At 62.6% G+C, this 15,244-nt stretch carries 13 protein-coding genes; 7 read left to right on the forward strand and 6 right to left on the reverse strand.

Translation table 11 applies throughout. The features are described 5' to 3' along the window. Positions 1 to 13: 13 nt before the first annotated feature. A complete protein-coding gene (locus H9627_RS12260) occupies positions 14 to 2,053 on the reverse strand; it encodes a glycosyltransferase (protein WP_191734315.1) in 2,040 nt (679 codons plus the stop codon). Between the two features lie 103 nt (positions 2,054 to 2,156). After that, positions 2,157 to 2,987 carry a WcbI family polysaccharide biosynthesis putative acetyltransferase gene (locus H9627_RS12265; RefSeq protein WP_318247793.1) on the reverse strand — a complete coding sequence of 277 codons (831 nt, stop codon included), beginning with the start codon at positions 2,985 to 2,987 and terminating at the stop codon, positions 2,157 to 2,159. Between the two features lie 172 nt (positions 2,988 to 3,159). On the opposite strand from H9627_RS12265, the gene H9627_RS12270 reads away from it, so the two are divergent. The 6 genes from H9627_RS12270 to H9627_RS12295 all read left to right on the forward strand — a co-directional run bounded on the left by H9627_RS12270 (position 3,160) and on the right by H9627_RS12295 (position 8,413). After that, positions 3,160 to 4,134 carry a hypothetical protein gene (locus tag H9627_RS12270; RefSeq protein WP_318247794.1) on the forward strand — a complete coding sequence of 325 codons (975 nt, stop codon included), beginning with the start codon at positions 3,160 to 3,162 and terminating at the stop codon, positions 4,132 to 4,134. Beyond that, complete coding sequence (locus H9627_RS12275) at positions 4,131 to 5,189, forward strand: glycosyltransferase family 4 protein (RefSeq protein WP_191734317.1); 1,059 nt, start codon at positions 4,131 to 4,133, stop codon at positions 5,187 to 5,189. Before H9627_RS12270 ends, H9627_RS12275 begins: the two co-directional genes overlap by 4 nt. Then, on the forward strand, positions 5,186 to 6,151 hold the full coding sequence (locus tag H9627_RS12280) for a glycosyltransferase (protein ID WP_191734318.1): 966 nt from the start codon (positions 5,186 to 5,188) through the stop codon (positions 6,149 to 6,151). The genes H9627_RS12275 and H9627_RS12280 overlap by 4 nt, the downstream gene beginning before the upstream one ends. Positions 6,152 to 6,158: 7 nt before the next feature. Continuing rightward, positions 6,159 to 6,908 carry a glycosyltransferase family 2 protein gene (locus tag H9627_RS12285; RefSeq protein WP_404826213.1) on the forward strand — a complete coding sequence of 250 codons (750 nt, stop codon included), beginning with the start codon at positions 6,159 to 6,161 and terminating at the stop codon, positions 6,906 to 6,908. A 52-nt stretch (positions 6,909 to 6,960) separates the two neighbouring features. Next, the gene (locus H9627_RS12290) at positions 6,961 to 7,443 is read left to right on the forward strand and encodes an FABP family protein (protein ID WP_191734319.1); all 483 of its coding nucleotides are present in this window, start codon (positions 6,961 to 6,963) and stop codon (positions 7,441 to 7,443) included. A gap of 91 nt (positions 7,444 to 7,534) precedes the next feature. Beyond that, on the forward strand, positions 7,535 to 8,413 hold the full coding sequence (locus tag H9627_RS12295; RefSeq protein ID WP_191734320.1) for a YwiC-like family protein: 879 nt from the start codon (positions 7,535 to 7,537) through the stop codon (positions 8,411 to 8,413). A 91-nt stretch (positions 8,414 to 8,504) separates the two neighbouring features. On the opposite strand, the gene H9627_RS12300 is transcribed toward H9627_RS12295, so the two are convergent. Next, the gene (locus H9627_RS12300; protein WP_191734321.1) at positions 8,505 to 8,957 is read right to left on the reverse strand and encodes an SRPBCC family protein; all 453 of its coding nucleotides are present in this window, start codon (positions 8,955 to 8,957) and stop codon (positions 8,505 to 8,507) included. A gap of 80 nt (positions 8,958 to 9,037) precedes the next feature. Continuing rightward, positions 9,038 to 9,727: a hypothetical protein gene (locus H9627_RS12305; protein ID WP_225213832.1), complete on the reverse strand. Its 690-nt coding sequence runs from the start codon at positions 9,725 to 9,727 to the stop codon at positions 9,038 to 9,040. Between the two features lie 163 nt (positions 9,728 to 9,890). Between H9627_RS12305 and H9627_RS12310 the strand changes: the two genes are divergently transcribed. Continuing rightward, on the forward strand, positions 9,891 to 10,838 hold the full coding sequence (locus H9627_RS12310) for a DNA topoisomerase IB (protein WP_191734322.1): 948 nt from the start codon (positions 9,891 to 9,893) through the stop codon (positions 10,836 to 10,838). Between the two features lie 30 nt (positions 10,839 to 10,868). On the opposite strand, the gene H9627_RS12315 is transcribed toward H9627_RS12310, so the two are convergent. Both H9627_RS12315 and uriH read right to left on the reverse strand, forming a co-directional pair. Further along, positions 10,869 to 14,096 (reverse strand): AAA family ATPase, encoded by a 3,228-nt coding sequence (locus H9627_RS12315; RefSeq protein WP_191734323.1) that lies wholly within the window; start codon positions 14,094 to 14,096, stop codon positions 10,869 to 10,871. Between the two features lie 200 nt (positions 14,097 to 14,296). Next, the gene (gene uriH, locus H9627_RS12320; protein WP_191734324.1) at positions 14,297 to 15,235 is read right to left on the reverse strand and encodes a uridine-preferring nucleoside hydrolase UriH; all 939 of its coding nucleotides are present in this window, start codon (positions 15,233 to 15,235) and stop codon (positions 14,297 to 14,299) included. Positions 15,236 to 15,244 lie beyond the last annotated feature (9 nt).

A 15,244-nucleotide genomic window follows, 5' to 3' on the forward strand; every position in this document is an offset into this window, starting at 1 on the left:
GAAGCAGCCCCAACTACCAGCCCGCCAGCCAGCGCTCTAAGCGTTGTGTGCCGGTCCACGGGTGCATCTGCGTGTGGATGATGCCGGGGCTCCGGTTGACCACACGTTCGGCGCGGATCCGTCCGATATCGCGGTTATCGTGGCGCAGGATCGCCAGGCCACCGAGTTTCTCCACCCGCGCCACCCGGGCGGGCAGGTCCTCCGGGGGCAGCACCGGTTGATCCAGATCGATGCGCACACGTCCGGTGCCGGGGCCCACGCGGGGATCGGCGCGGAATAACCGGGACGTCGGGCCCGCCACATGCACATCGCCGGCATCCAGCCAGGCCTTCACCACGGGCTCGGGGGTGTCCTCGGGTAGATGGACGATGATGTCCTGGCGGTCGAAGACCACCCCGGCGGGGCGGGCGAGGGGGTGGGTGATGCGTGAGGCCAGGGCGATGGTCTCGGCGTTCTTCTCCGCCAGTTTCATCTCCTCGGGTTTCTCGCGTGCGGCCCAGTCCGGTTCCAGGTGGTCGGCGATGGCCTCGGGGTCGTGCAGGAAGATGGCACCGGCATTCCACAGACGCCACCCCAGTTCCCAGTCCTCGCCGCCGTAGCCGACCATCGTCTCATCGAAACCGCCGACCTTGTTGAACATTGTCTTCGAGGTCGCCAGCACCGAAGAGATGATGAACCGGAATGAGGTTTCATCCGCCAGGCGGAGATTGTCGGTGTATCCCCAGGCGTCGCGTAGCCACTGCGGTTCCACCCCGTCCTGCAGGCGGGTGCCCACCACCACGCACCGGGGGTCGGCAGTCACCCACCGGCTCATGGCGGTGAGATAACCCGGGCGGGGGACGGTGTCACCGTCGAGGAATACCACCACCTCATGGTGCGCGGAGCGGACACCGAGGTTGCGGGCTGCTGCCGCGCGGAACCCCAGATCGTCCTGGCGCACCACGGTGACGGGCAGAGAGGTGGTGACCTCGGGGGCGGTGGTGGAACCGTCGTCGGCGATGATGATCTCCACGTCCGAGCCGTGGCCGTTGTTCTCCACGCCGGCGATCACCCGGCGCAGCGAGTCGATGTCGTTGTAATAGGGGATCACCACGCTCACCGGGGCAGGTGGGGTGTCGGTGAGCTCCGGTGGAATGTTGTCGCGCAGCCACGGTCCGAAATACTCGATCCACAGATCCTGCCAGGCGGTGGCCACCTCCGGCCATCCCCACCGGTGCTGCTTGTCGACGCGCGCAGCAAACCCCTCATCCGCCGCAGCGTCGGCGAGGGCCGCCGGCCAGTCGGTCACCGTGACCACCTGGTCGGGGAACATCTCCGCGACTTCGCGGGCGTAGTCACTGTCGGTGACCAGAACGCGTCGACCTGCGGCCAGCCAGCGCATCAGGGACCCGGATGCGGAGAAATGCCGATGGGCACACACGGGGATGGCGATGCGGTCCATCTGCGCCCAGAGTTCCTCATCGGGCAGATAACCGGTGACCTCCACACCTGGCAGATCCATGTCCTCATGCCCCGCGGAGAACCCACCCAGGGCCCGAACTTCAAGGCCACCGACCTGACTTGCGGCCTCCACGATGGTTTCATGCCCCTTGCCGGGGTAGATGAAACCGAGGACGCCAACGGTGCCGGGCACCGGATCGGCGGATCGTGGCGGTGCCTCCGGCAGGGGCAGGGGAATGGAGTGGACCTTGGTACCTTCAGTGTCGAAGAAGGATGCCTCGTGGCGTGAGTTGGTCACGGTCAGATCAGCTACCCGGGCCAGGCGCCGGTAGGCACGGCTGCGCCGCTCGAACCGCTCGGCACCCTCCTCGGGTTGGGGCACATCGTGGAAAGATACACAGAACGGATGGCCCTCAACGGCAGCCAGAACCGCATCCACGGCCTGTTCGGGATCCGGGCCGAAGAGGTGATCGGTGAAGGTGACATGCACGGGGCCGGGGCGGAGTGCGGACTCCAGGGTGGCGGGGGTGCCGCCGGTGTGATCGACCAGCAGGCGGGCATATTCGGTGACGCCGTGTTCCGCCGGGCCGACAATCAGGTGTGTCATGTTCATGTGATCGCCCCTCTTAACGCACCCGGGGTTTCTCCCGGTCTGTAGCTCGCGAGTTTAGCAAATCCCGCCTGGGCCAGGGGCGGAGCAACCGGGACCCGGTCGCCTACATCAGGCCCAGCAGCTGCAACCGCCGTGCATGCCGCTTCAACCCGGCGTCCACCACCTCCGGGTGCTCACGGTAGAACCCCAACTGGGCCTGTTCGATGTCCGCGGCCGGGGCGGGGCACCACGTGTCGCGGCCCTCCACCTGTACACCCAGGGCGCGTGCCGCCTGCGGGTCCACCGGGGCATCGAGGTTCCCCAGCAGCTCGCGGCCGGGATCACGCACCTCCCCGTCGACACCGATGGCCTCGAGGACCCGGTGGGCCATGTGGATCAGCGTGCTGTTGTCGGGGTGGTTGATGGTGTGCCACACCGGGGTGGTTTCCAGATGATCAGAGACCACCACGGTGGTGTGGTCCTGTTCGCGTGTGCGCAGCTCGGCGATGGATAGCGCCGCCAGTTCACGCAGGGTCTCATCCGGTGGTGTCGCCTCCACGGGGGTGTCCAGGCCCCGGGAGGCGGCGATCAGGATGCGCAGATCGTGATAGGGGACCACCGGGGGATTGAGCGAGGGATCAGCGGGGGAGCGGATGATCGCATGGTAGGGCATGAGGCCGTCGAAACGCAGCACGGGGTAGCGCACCACGCGGGCGCCTGCGGGCAGGAGTGCCGCCAACTGGTCGGTGCCACAGGGCAGGCCACGGTAATCATCGCGGACCGGTTGCATCACCAACACATCCGTTGCAGCGAGTACATCCCCCATCAGTTCCACGTCCTCGGCGGTCCACTCATGGATTGCGGGGATGCGGAAGGAGTTCACCGCGCCGGTGGAATCCAGCAGGATACGCAGGGATTCCGCCTGACAATTGCCCACCACGGCTACAGTGGGCACCTCGTGCGCTCTAACGGGTGCGCGCAGTTGATAGAACTCCCCATAGTGAAGACGGCGGGGATCGGGAACGGAGGTTGCAGGTTCATTGGGTTCTGGAGACAGCGCAGCGGTATTCATTGAGGGTAATGTTACAGTCAGACGTTACTCAGATCACATTCAGGAAGGTGGTGCCGTGGCGCGCAGAGTGCTCTCGATTCCAGCAGGACATCCCTACCCGCAGGCGTTACAGCCGGTCAACGGGTGGGGTGATGTCATTATGCTGCCGGATCCGGTGGTCGACCGGGAGGAACCGGGCAGGTGGTGGCCCCACCCCGGTTTCACCGCTGAGTTCTGGGCGGACCCGGATAATGCCGAGATCGACCTGGTCCACCTCCACTTCGGTTTTGAGCACCTCACGCCCGCACAGACCACTAACTTCGTCGATATTCTCCGTGAACGTGACATCCCCCTGGTGTTCACCGTGCATGATCTGGACAACCCCCATCTGGTTGACCAGAGTGACTACCACCAGCAACTGGGTATCCTCATCGGGGCCGCCGCAGAGGTGCTCACGTTGTCCACGGGGGCACAGGATGTCGTCGAGAAGCGTTACGGGCGTCGCCCCCAGCTCACGGCGCACCCCGCCATCGTCGCCGACCCGCACCGCTACGCCGGCACCCCGGGCACGCGCCCGGTGGTGTTTCTGAAGTCGGTGCGCGCCAATGTGGTCACCGATCCCCGGTTCTACCGGGACCTGGGCGCCGAGATCTATATCCACCACGGTGCGGATGAGCAGCTGGAGCAGCTCGCCGATCACCGTCACGCGCCCATGGATGATGCCACCCTGTTCCGCACCATCGCCGCCCACCGTGTGGTGGTGCTGCCGTATACCCGGGGCACGCACTCCGGGTGGATGCGGATGTGCCGGGACCTGGGTGTGAGCGTGGCTGTGCCGGACTGTGGCTGCTATGACACCCAGATACCACTCGATGACGGCGTGGCGGTCTACCGCACCGGTGATGGCCGCGACGCCGCCCGGGTGGTGAACCAGCTCCTGGCCGCCCACCCCGTGCCCCCGGCACCGATTCCCGAAGCGATCGAACAGCACCACCGCACCTACCGCGCCCTGACCGGCATGGCAGCAGGCGTGACGGCAGGTGCGCGATGAAGATAGCCGTTGTTGCACCGGGCCGCCATCCCATCGTCGAACCCTATCCCGGAGGGCTCGAGGCCTACTGCGGCATCCTCGTCGAGGGACTGCGCAGACGGGGCCATGAGGTTGACCTCTACGCAGCCGCCGGGTCACAGGGACACGTGCGCGAATTTGAATTCCCCACCGTGGACTGGGCCAGCAACCCCCTAAAGCAGACCGATCACACCTACCCGCCCGGTCACAGTGACAAGGAGGATGCCGCCTTCGCCCGTCTGCGCGCCCACCTGGAGACCAGCGACTACGATGTGGTGCACAACAACAGCCTGCACCCGGAGCTGCTGCGTTCCGGGGTGCTGCCCCTGATCACCACCCTGCACTGCCCGCCGGTGGACGGCATGGTGGAGGCCGCGCCCACCTCACGCAGTCTGTTCACCGCCGTCAGCCACCACACGGCACGCAGCTGGGACCTGCCCGGCACCCGCGTGATCCCCAATGCGGTGGACATGGATGTCTGGCGCGTCGGGCCGGGTGGGGACAATGCCGTGTGGTTCGGGCGCCTCGTCCCGGAGAAGGCACCCCACCTGGCCATTGATGCCTGTCGACGCTCCGGTGTCCCCCTCACCCTCATCGGCCGGCGTGCCAACCCCGACTACTTCGAGAAGGAGGTCGCACCACGGCTGGGCGGGGATATCCAGTGGGCCGGCCCCCTGACCCACCAGCAGCTGGCCGACCATGTCCGGCATGCCCGGGTTGCTGTGATCACCCCGGTCTGGGATGAACCCTTTGGCCTGGTCAGCGTGGAGGCGATGGCCTGCGGCACACCCGTGGCGGCGTTTGCCCGTGGTGGAATGGCCGACGTGCTGCGCGCCTCCCCATGTCCGGCTGTGCCGGCCGATGATGTCACCGCTCTCGCCCGGGCCATCCGGGGCTCTTCACGTATCTCCCGTGCACAGGTGGCACGCTTTGCGCGGGACAACTACAGCATCGGGAATTTTCTCGATCGCTATCTGGAGGTGTACCGCCAGGTCGCGGGCACCTCCGACACCGTCAGACAGGAAATCTACTCATGATCGGAATGTATGCCCACCACGCCGGCAGCGGGCACCTCCACCGGGTGCGGGCCATCCAGAAGCACCTGCAGGATGACTCCGTGGTGTTCTCTTCAGCCCCCGGTGCTGACATCATCCTGCCCGACGACACCGAACCCATCCGTGCATCGGCCAGGGACGAGACCGCCAACGACACCGTCCACTGGGCACCGATCGGAGTTCCCGGGCACACGGAGCGCCTGGCGATCATCGCCGAATGGATCGCCACACACCACCCGTCCGTGTTCTATGTGGACTGCTCCGTGGATATCGCGATCTTTGTCCGCCTCATGGGTATCCCCGTGGTCACGATCGCCATGCCGGGTTTTCGCCACGACCGACCCCACCAGGTGTCCTACCTCCAGGCTGATGCCATCATCGCGGCCTGGCCCGACTGGGTGCCGGTGCCGGCCAGTCTCATCGGTTATGAGAACAAGATTCACACCGTCGGTGGGATCTCACGGTTCGAGGATGAGGCGGGGGAGGCTATGGGTGAGTCCCTCCCTCACGCCGGGGATACGGGCGAGAACGTGATCATCCTCCGGGGAGCCGGGGGCGATGACTTCGATAAATACCAGTGGCCACCTGCCACGGTGCTCGGCGGGGACGCGCGCGTGGAGAACCCCATGCCGTACCTGCGGTCGGCCTCCGCGGTGATTGCAGCCGCCGGGCAGAACTCCGTGGCCGACCTCGCCGTGGCACGTGCACCCGCGGTCATCTTCCCGCAGGAACGCCCCTTCGGGGAACAGGACGCCACCGCCCAGCATCTCGACCGCGCCGGGTTGGCTGTGGTCCTGCGCGACTTTCCCGATCCGGGGCAGTGGCCCCAGCTGTTCGAGGAGGCCAGGAAACGCGCCGCCAACTGGCACCTCTGGCAGGTGGAGGGCGCAGCGGCAAGGGCCGCACAGGTGATTGAATCGGTCGCCGCACGGTACAGGAGATAGGACACAGGTGAAATACGTTGTCGTGACCATGGCGGATGACAACCGCCAGCAGCATGTGGACATGCAGAAAGCCGGGTTGGAGCGTTTCGCACCCGGCACACCCCACTACCGGGGGCATCTGGGCGTGGACCGCAACCTCGCACGCGCCCGCAACGAGGTCGCCCGGACCGCGCTCGCGGATGGGGTGGAGCTGCTCATCTTCCTCGACGCCGACTGCATCCCCGGCCCGGACCTGGTGGCCCGGTATGTCTCCGCGGCCACACAATTCCCCGACGAGGTGCTGTGCGGCCCCGTGACCTACCTGGACGCGCCGGGCCCGGGTGGATACCAACTGGACGAGCTGACCGGCCTGACCGATCCGCACCCGGCGCGCCCCAATCCACCGGCGGGGGAGACCCGGCCGGGCAGTGACGCCGAATGGAACCTGTTCTGGTCACTGTCGTTTGCGGTATCCGCCGCCACCTGGGCCGATAGTGGCGGGTTCGATGAGGGGTATGTCGGCTACGGCGGGGAGGACACCGACTTCGCCCACCGCCTGCGCGCCAAGGGCCGGAGAATGCGCTGGGTGGGTGGCGCACACGCCTACCACCAGTGGCACCCGGTGTCCTCGCCACCGGTGGAACACCTCGATGACATCCTCACCAACGCCACCCGATTCCACTCCATCTGGGGTTTCTGGCCCATGGAGGGCTGGCTGGAGGCCTTCGCCGACCGCGGCCTGGCCACCTACCGGGACGGTAAGTGGGTGCGCGCGTAGAACGGATGCTTTTCGACGCCCGACCCGCCCCATTCCACTACGCTCGACGGGTATGGACCTTCATCCCAACATCGCACCCTATGGCTTCCTCACCGGCACCTGGACCGGGAAGGGCCACGGTTTCTATCCCACGATCGAGGATTTCTCCTACGACGAGACGCTGATCTTCTCCACGATCCCGGGCAAGCCCTTCTTCCGCTATGAGCAGAAGACCATGGGGCCCAACGGCCCCCTGCACACCGAACTCGGTTTCCTGCGCATCCTCGATGACGGCCGGGCGGAATTCATCCTCGCCCAACCCATGGGCCAGACAGAGCTGCTCGAGGGGACGGTGCGCGAGGAGGGTGAGACGCTTGTCTTCGACTTCATCCGTTCCACCGTGGCCAACTCCGGCAGCGCCAAGCGCGTGGGCACCACCGCACGTACCTACACCTTCACCGCCGACCGCTCCGGGTTGAGCGCACAGTTCGCCATGGGTGCGGTCGGCCAGCCACTGCAGCAGCACCTGGAAAGTGAACTGACCAAACAGTCATAGCCGGGGCATGTCGGAGGGTTGAAAGGTTTAACCAATCTCACTGATGCCATTTGCCCGGAATCATACTTTAGTTTGATATAGGGTAAATGGCATGACCACATCCATGAAGCGTCCGACCCCTGCGGACCGGCCCCGAAAGCCCCGCAGGAAAGGTATCTCCCCCTGGGTGCCCAACCAACACGGCGCCTGGGCGATGCTCATCAGCCCCGCGGTCCTGGGCCTGATCTCCGGCCTGGTGATGTTTGCGCGTACCGGGGCACCCACCAGCCGTCTCATTGTTCTTCTGGCTGTGCTGGTGGCCTGGTTCTTCGGCTATTTCGCCTTCTTCGCCTTCGGTCTGGCCGCCCGTGCCCGCAACCCCCGGCGACGCGCGAGGTACCTGCAGCCGGTGTATGTCTATGGCGCGGTCAGCCTGCTGGGCATCGCGGTGGCACTACTTCTGCAACCTGGCCTGATCTGGTGGGCCATCCCCTTCGCACCCCTGGTGGTGATCGCGGTGGGGGAGACCATCCGGGGACGCAGCCGGTCCACTCTGTCCGGGGTGTCCACCACCGTGGCATCCGCCCTGCTCTTCCCGGCGCTGACCTCCGTGGGGTCCGCCTCCGGGGAGGTGGGTGTGGCGGCATGGGCCTCCATGGTGTTCCTGGCGGTGTATTTCTCCGGGACCATCCCGTTTGTCAAGTCCATGATCCGGGAACGCGACAACCCCCGGTACCTGGCCGGTTCCATCACCTATCACGCTGTGGCGGTGCTCATCATCTGGGTCATGGCCCTGGCGGTGGGTGTGGGCTGGGTGACCGGCATCCTCATGGTGTCCACGCTGCTCGTGGCACTGTTTCGTGCAATGTACATCCCCATGGCCGCACGGCAGGGCGCGGAGTGGACTGCACGCCGCCTGGGGATAGCCGAGATCCCGGTGTTGCTACTGGGATGCGTCGCGGTGCTCGCGACGGTGATCGTCGCCGGTTAGTAGTGCCCGGGGCGCGAGGGGCAGACAGCATGACACCGGCCGGTACCCCTTTCATGGAAAGTGGGTACCGGCCGGTGTTATCTACTGAGGGTTACTCAACCGCAGCGGCCAGGTTGGCCAGGGAGTCCTCGAGTTCCTTCTCATCCAGCAGTGGGGGATTGAACTTCTTCTGCACCTCATCGCTGACCTTCGACCAGTCGTAGGTCAGGGACACCTCGGTGGTGTCGGCATCGGTGGAGTTGAGCTCCCACACCCACTGCCAACCCTGGGGATCCTGGCCGGTCGGTGCGGTGGCCCACGCCAGCAGCTTGTGCTCGTTGTAACCGACCACGTGGTTGTCGGTCTTGTACGTGCCGTTGGGGCCCTCCATGTTCATGGTGAACACCTCGCCGGTGGCCTGGATGCGGTTGGACTTCTCATCGGAGCGCACACGCCCGGAGGAATCGAACTCCTTGTGACGCTCCGGGTTGGAGAGCACATCCCACACCTGGTTGATGGAGGCGTTGATGGTTCGGGACACGGTGTACTTCTGTGTATCTGTCATGTGCCCACCCTAGGTACAGGTGCCGGGTCATGCAACGACATCCCGATCAGATTGTCCATTCCCCTGGACATACCCGCAGTTCAGCGGTATGCATGGTGGACCGAATGTGCTGCCAGTCGGGTTTGTAGGGCGTCAATGACTTGGGCATGGCGGTGATTACAGGACGAGATCTGGCTGGACAGATCAGCCAGGGCGGCCCGGACCTGATCGGTCGAGGCCGCAGCACCAAGGTGCCGTTCTGCTTCCAGGGCTGCGTCGCGTACCTGTTCCAGCTGGAGGGCCAGCTCAGCGGTGGAACGCAAAACATCGGTGTTATCACCCGTGGAGGTGAGAAACTCCGACCACGTGCCCAGTATCGAGGTGAGGTGGTTCTGCTCCTTGAGTACCTGTTGCCGCAGTTTCTCCAGTTCCCGCCGGAGGCTGGGGGAGTCCTCCACGGTGGGGGCACTGAGGGTTCGGGGCGCAATCTCACCGCGGCTGAGGTCGCTGCGCCGTTCATCGGCGAGGCGATGGAGTATTGAGGTCAACGCCATGTGGGTGACAGGTGCCCACCGCGCCTCCAACTGACGCTGGTGGAAACGGTTGACAAACACCGTGGTGAGCAGAAATGAGACGAGGCCGGCAGCCAGACCGGCGAGGATCACCATCTCCTGCCAGATGGTGGTGGAGATATCAAGCCAGATGATGATGGCAACCAGGACCAGCGCCCCGAGTGCAGAGAGTATCTGTAGGGCGGAACGGGATGGACGGGCTGTGTTCACTGAAACCATCACTCATCTCATTTCATCCGGGGCTGGCGGAAACAGGTTTCCGGCCTGCTCAACAGGTCTATCCCCTGACCATAGTGGACAAGATGGGGCGGGGTGTTCCGGATATGGCGGAGGTGGGTAAAGTGGCACCACTGCGGAACGTCGTTGAGGGTAAAATTCCCTCATGGAAGCTGTTGCGCTGATCCAGTGTGATCTGAGCGAACCCGGTATTACCAGGAGACGGTACGGCAGAGGATTTTCCTATTCGGGGCCCGATGGGAAGAAGATCACCGATGCAGCCCTCATCGATCACCTCAAATCCCTGGCCATTCCACCGGCGTGGACAAACGTGTGGATCTGCACCGACCCCCGCGGACATATCCAGGCCACCGGTGACGATGATGCCGGACGCACCCAGTACATCTACCACCCACAGTGGCGCATCCACCAGGATGAGGTGAAGTTCAACCGCACACTGGAGGTCGGGGATGCCCTGCCCACCGCCCGTGCCCGGGTCACCCGCCTGCTACGCAGGGAGGATGGGGACCGTGATAAAATCCTGGCCATCGCCTTTCGTCTGCTTGATCTGGGGGCCATCCGGGTGGGTAATGAGGCCTATGCCCTGCAGAACGGCTCCTATGGGCTGACCACCATGCTCATCAAACATGTGCAGTGTGATGGCTCCACGGTGCGACTGTGTTTCCCCGCCAAGTCAGGTCAGACAGTGGACACCGAGATCACCAACAAGAACCTGGTGGAGGCCCTGCAACCACTGCTTGACCGTCCCGGGACACAACCGGTACTGGCCTGGAGGCAGGGGAGTGACTGGCACCCGTTGACCTCCGGGATGGTCAATGATTTCCTGCGGGAGGTCACCGGCGTGGAGATGACCGCCAAGGATTTCCGCACCTGGCACGCCACCGTCATCGCTGCCCGCGCCCTGGCCCGCGGTTCCACACCCACCCAGGCGGTGGAGGAGGTCGCCGAGCATCTGCAGAACACCCCGACGATAGCCAGGAACTCCTACATCGACCCCCGGGTATTCAAGCTTTTCGACCAGTGCCACACACTCAACGCGCGCACCTACCGCGAGGCCGAGCGCAATCTGCGCGCCTTCCTGGAGAGGACGTGAGCTTATCGACGCCCACCTCACCCTATGTGTTTACTTCTTCCTCTTTTTCTGTGCCAACGCCTGAACGCCGAACACCATCACAGCAAGGGTCATGAAGAAGGACACGAGAATTCCTATAGCAGCAACGGGGATTAACCCGATCAGGCCCAAGATGTTGCTCACCCCGAAGGTGGCCAAGGTGGCGATACTCCATTTCTTGAAACGGGCAGCCGCCTTGTTCCGGGGAGGGGTAGTTTGATCACGAGGTTCAGGAAGAGAAACCGGTGAGGCAACGGGTTGGGGGCTCATTGATGCCTGGGACATCTGCAGTTGATGCTCTACGGCGCGATTCATCAGCTCCTGTGGAGTCGGATCCGCTACCGCACCTGAGGGAGGAGCTACTTCAAATGGTGAAGGTGCCTGGTGATCCTGAACAGGAACGTCGGGAGGAGTGATCAGTATCTGCTGATGATCATCCTCAGAGGTCACCTCTTCGCTCGCCAGGGGGTGTTCATCAACAGCAGGTGCCAATGTGGCGTCGGATTTCCCCTCAGCAAGTCTTTCCAGTGCCCATGCACTGAAGTCTTTCTGACTCATCAATGGTTTCCGGTACCGGATTGCCAAAGCCATCTTGCCATCGTCGGCTTCGGGGTCATCCGTGACCAAAACATCGGACCGTGTCTTGGTTACCGCTTGTTTGTAGTCCAATCCCAGTGAGGCACACAGCGCCTGGAGTGCCTCGCCATGGGGGTAGAGTTGGCCATCAATGAGTGTGGAACCCCGGAATGCCACCCGTGTTCCACTTGTGAAAAATTCCCATGGTGAAACCCACTCCATGGAGGGGCGGTGGGAAGCGGGCTCCCCAGCGCAGACTGTCTCTTCCTCTCGTGTGGTGTGTGAAATCAGGGGGTCGGAAATAGGTTCTGGAACGACAATTACTGAATTCTCTGGGGCAATTACCTGTGGTGGTGCTGTTCTGAAGGGGCCGTGGTCGTACCATTCCTCGAAATCTGCCTGCGAGATGATAGGTTTGCCGTATTCGCGGGCATTTTGTGCCTTTCTAGACATGGATGCGGGATCACCTGCAATCAGGACATCGCACCTGGTTTTGGATACCCCAGTCTTGTATTCCAGTTGTCGGTCCTGACAGATCTGGCGGAGCCTGTCATCATCTGCGGGCCCTCCCAGAAGTTCATTCCTACCGGTGAAGGCTACCCGCGTCCCTGGAACCAGGAGGTCGGGAACACTGTGTTCATCCTCAAGCGGTGGGTTGATATCTACCGAGGTCAGGCCAGCCCGTCGGGCACGCTGTTGAACGTCTTCATATTGTTTCAGGGTCCAGAATCCGCGTGAGACTGCCCAAGCAGATAAAAGCTCCGCGGTCTCTTCCAGCTCAGCGGTGTCCAGAGAGTTTATGTGGCCTCCGGAAAAAGCGGCCCACGCATTATCGGAATCAGTGGCGCGTGCGGGATCCAGTTTCATCGGATTTGGTTGCCCCCAGCTCGGAATGAAGACAGCCCCTTCGGTTTCCTGTGGGGCATCCGGCACCACCTGCCCGTGAGTGATGTGGAAAGGGGCACGGAAATAGGAAGCCACCATATCCTGACAACGGGTGACAACATCGGAGCCTCTCGGTTCTACATTAAATTCCGATATGTCGTATCCGGTTCCTAGCGCCAGATCCAACCCCTTTTCCTGGTGGCGGACGGCACGTTCAAGCATAGGTAGTCGATCACCGATGACTATTCCACCAGCAGCCTGCCTGAGTAGTAACGGCCAGAAGTCTCCCAGTGCCGGTGCCATGCTCAATCCACCGGAGGGGACCCGATTCACCTTTCCGAATTCCCCGAGGTCCGACATGGGGTTGATCCAGGAGCCGAAATTAGCCACTTCCACGCCGTTATCCACAATGATGGCGTGGACCCGGGCGATATGATCGCTGATACCGAAGTTAACTCCATCAACTGAGAGAAACACCAACCTGGATGTTGAAGTGGCGGGCGTGATTTCGCGCCGGATCATGCGAACCAGGCTGTTATTCGCACGGATGTGGCGGTGTTCCACTGGTGTACTGAATCGAAGATTGTCCAGGTCTACGCCACGAGAGAGGGCAACATAAAACTGCCCGTCGGTGGTGGTGCCGCCAGTTAGGTTGATGAAAAGCTTTGGAATGGTCTTGCCTTGCGACTTATGGATGGTGATCGCCCAGGCGAGGATGACGGGAAATTGCGTGATGGATCCAACCATATCGCTGGACAACACACCTGCATTTATCGATGGTCGCTTTATCTCCCAGGTGTGCTTACCCAGCATGACCACTTCATCATTATGATCCAGGCGGACACCGATGGTGTCTGCCGAGGCGGAAACCACTGTTCCGAAACTACCGTTGACAAATAGGCCAGCAGGATCATTGATGATGGTCATGATGCGAGCCCCCACGGCATAGTGGAGTTCTTCTGAACCGCTGAAGGAGTTGCTGTCGGTTTCTCCCACATGCTCAGCCACTGAGGTGAATCGGGGATTGTCCAAGTCATTCAGGCGGTCATGATTGATTTTTTCTACAGTGCGACGGTGAGAGGCGAGTGTTACCCAGTCATCCGGGGCGCGGAAGGTGGGATCTACCCGTTTATTCAGAACTTCCAGGGCAGCCTCTCCCACGCTGCCTTCGCGGACCTGGTTCAACACCTCGATGAAGTCATCATCGGTTTGGCGCCATACCGTGGTCAGCGTGATATTGGTAAGCGATAATTCCTTATAACAGTGTGCTGAAAAGAAATAAGGGGTCTCCCATCGAGAACTGAACAGGGATTTCTCATGAGTGGTCACTACCGGTGGCAGCTGAAGGAGGTCCCCCACCAGAACCAACTGCACACCACCGAAAGGTGTTTCATTTTTGCGGATACGCCGCAGGGCAACATCGACCATGTCGAAGAGATCAGCGCGGACCATGGAGATTTCATCGATCACCAGGATATCCATTGTCTTGAGTACATCGGTGATCTGTTTGCCCGGTCCCCAGGAACCACCCGGTTTCAGATCGTCGGGAAACATGCCCGGGCGGAACCCAAAGGAACGGTGAATGGTGAATCCGTCGATATTCAAGGCCGCAACACCGGTGGGTGCGGTAACGAGGACATTTTCATCAGTGAGGGATTCCAGGTACGTCCGCAACAGCGTTGATTTTCCTGTTCCGGCTTTGCCGGTAATCAGAACATGTCGCCCGGCACGGATGGATTCAAGAGCGGATTCAAACTCGGTGGTGATCGTGATGGTCATGGCAGCGAACTACTTCCAGGGTCAGATGGCTTCGTAGTCCTCATTGAAACATGCACCAGGGACACGGAGGCTGAGAACAGGAACAACCCTCGAACGCAGTGGCGAACGAGGTGGTTACTCAGGGCGCTGGGGAAGCTGAAAAAGCGCACCCCCACCATCTCCCGGTGTGGGTGCGCTCCTAATGTGAGTCAGCGGTGATTCTAACCGATGCGCTTTACCGCATCGACGACCATGTTCCAGAACTTATCGAAGTCCAGGTCCACGGCCACCTGGGTGGTGCAGTCGTCCGGGGCTGGGGCGCGGAAATCAGCGACGGTCATACCGGTGGTCAGTGCGCCGTACAGTTCCACATCCAGGGGCGTCTTGCGGGTGGTGAACACCTCACGGTCGATGAGGTAGGCCACCGCGCAGGGGTCGTGCACCGGTGGGTCATCAAAGCCCTGGGCGTCCTGGTAGTTCTTGCGGAAGGCGTCGAAAAGCGCGACCACGAAGTCACCGGTCTCGGTGCCCAGGGCGGCGAATTTCTTCTCGATCTCCGGGGTGGCCAGGGCCTGGTGGGTGAGGTCCAGGCCGACCATGGTCAGTGGCCACTTCTCGTTGAAGACGATGTGGGCGGCCTCTGGGTCGATCTTGATGTTGAATTCTGCAACGGCGGTCCAGTTGCCCACGTGGTAACCACCGCCCATGAGCACGACCTCCTTGACGCGCTCGGCGATGCGTGGTTCCTTGCGTACCGCCAGGGCGATGTTGGTCAGCGCACCGGTGGGTACGAGTGCAACGGTGCCGGGCTCATGCGACATGATGGTGTCGATGATGAAATCCACCGCGTGGGTGTCCTGGACCTGCACGGTCGGCTCGGGCAGCTCATAGTTGTGGATCTCCATGCCGGTGTCACCGTGGATGTCCTCGGCAACCTCGACGGGGCGGACCAGGGGGCGGGTGACACCTGCGTAGATGGGGACGTCGATACCGGCGATGGTGGCCACCACCTGCGCATTGTGGGTGACCTTCTCCAGGGTCTGGTTACCGCCGACGGTGGTGATCCCGAGCAGCTCGATCTCGGGGTTGCCGTGGGCGAGCAGCATGGCTACGGCATCATCGTGTCCTGGATCGCAGTCGAGGATGATCTTGGTGGTCATGGTGAAACT

This window comes from Corynebacterium gallinarum, assembly GCF_014837045.1.
Lineage (GTDB): Bacteria > Actinomycetota > Actinomycetes > Mycobacteriales > Mycobacteriaceae > Corynebacterium > Corynebacterium gallinarum.

Bases quoted from the DNA above. Each gene is read 5' to 3' on its own strand.
- H9627_RS12260 (WP_191734315.1), bottom strand. From the start codon at position 2,053: ATGAACATGACACACCTGATTGTCGGCCCGGCGGAACACGGCGTCACC.
- H9627_RS12275 (WP_191734317.1), top strand. From the start codon at position 4,131: ATGAAGATAGCCGTTGTTGCACCGGGCCGCCATCCCATCGTCGAACCC.
- H9627_RS12280 (WP_191734318.1), top strand. From the start codon at position 5,186: ATGATCGGAATGTATGCCCACCACGCCGGCAGCGGGCACCTCCACCGG.
- H9627_RS12290 (WP_191734319.1), top strand. From the start codon at position 6,961: ATGGACCTTCATCCCAACATCGCACCCTATGGCTTCCTCACCGGCACC.
- H9627_RS12295 (WP_191734320.1), top strand. From the start codon at position 7,535: ATGACCACATCCATGAAGCGTCCGACCCCTGCGGACCGGCCCCGAAAG.
- H9627_RS12300 (WP_191734321.1), bottom strand. From the start codon at position 8,957: ATGACAGATACACAGAAGTACACCGTGTCCCGAACCATCAACGCCTCC.
- H9627_RS12305 (WP_225213832.1), bottom strand. From the start codon at position 9,727: ATGGTTTCAGTGAACACAGCCCGTCCATCCCGTTCCGCCCTACAGATA.
- H9627_RS12310 (WP_191734322.1), top strand. From the start codon at position 9,891: ATGGAAGCTGTTGCGCTGATCCAGTGTGATCTGAGCGAACCCGGTATT.
- H9627_RS12315 (WP_191734323.1), bottom strand. From the start codon at position 14,096: ATGACCATCACGATCACCACCGAGTTTGAATCCGCTCTTGAATCCATC.
- uriH (WP_191734324.1), bottom strand. From the start codon at position 15,235: ATGACCACCAAGATCATCCTCGACTGCGATCCAGGACACGATGATGCC.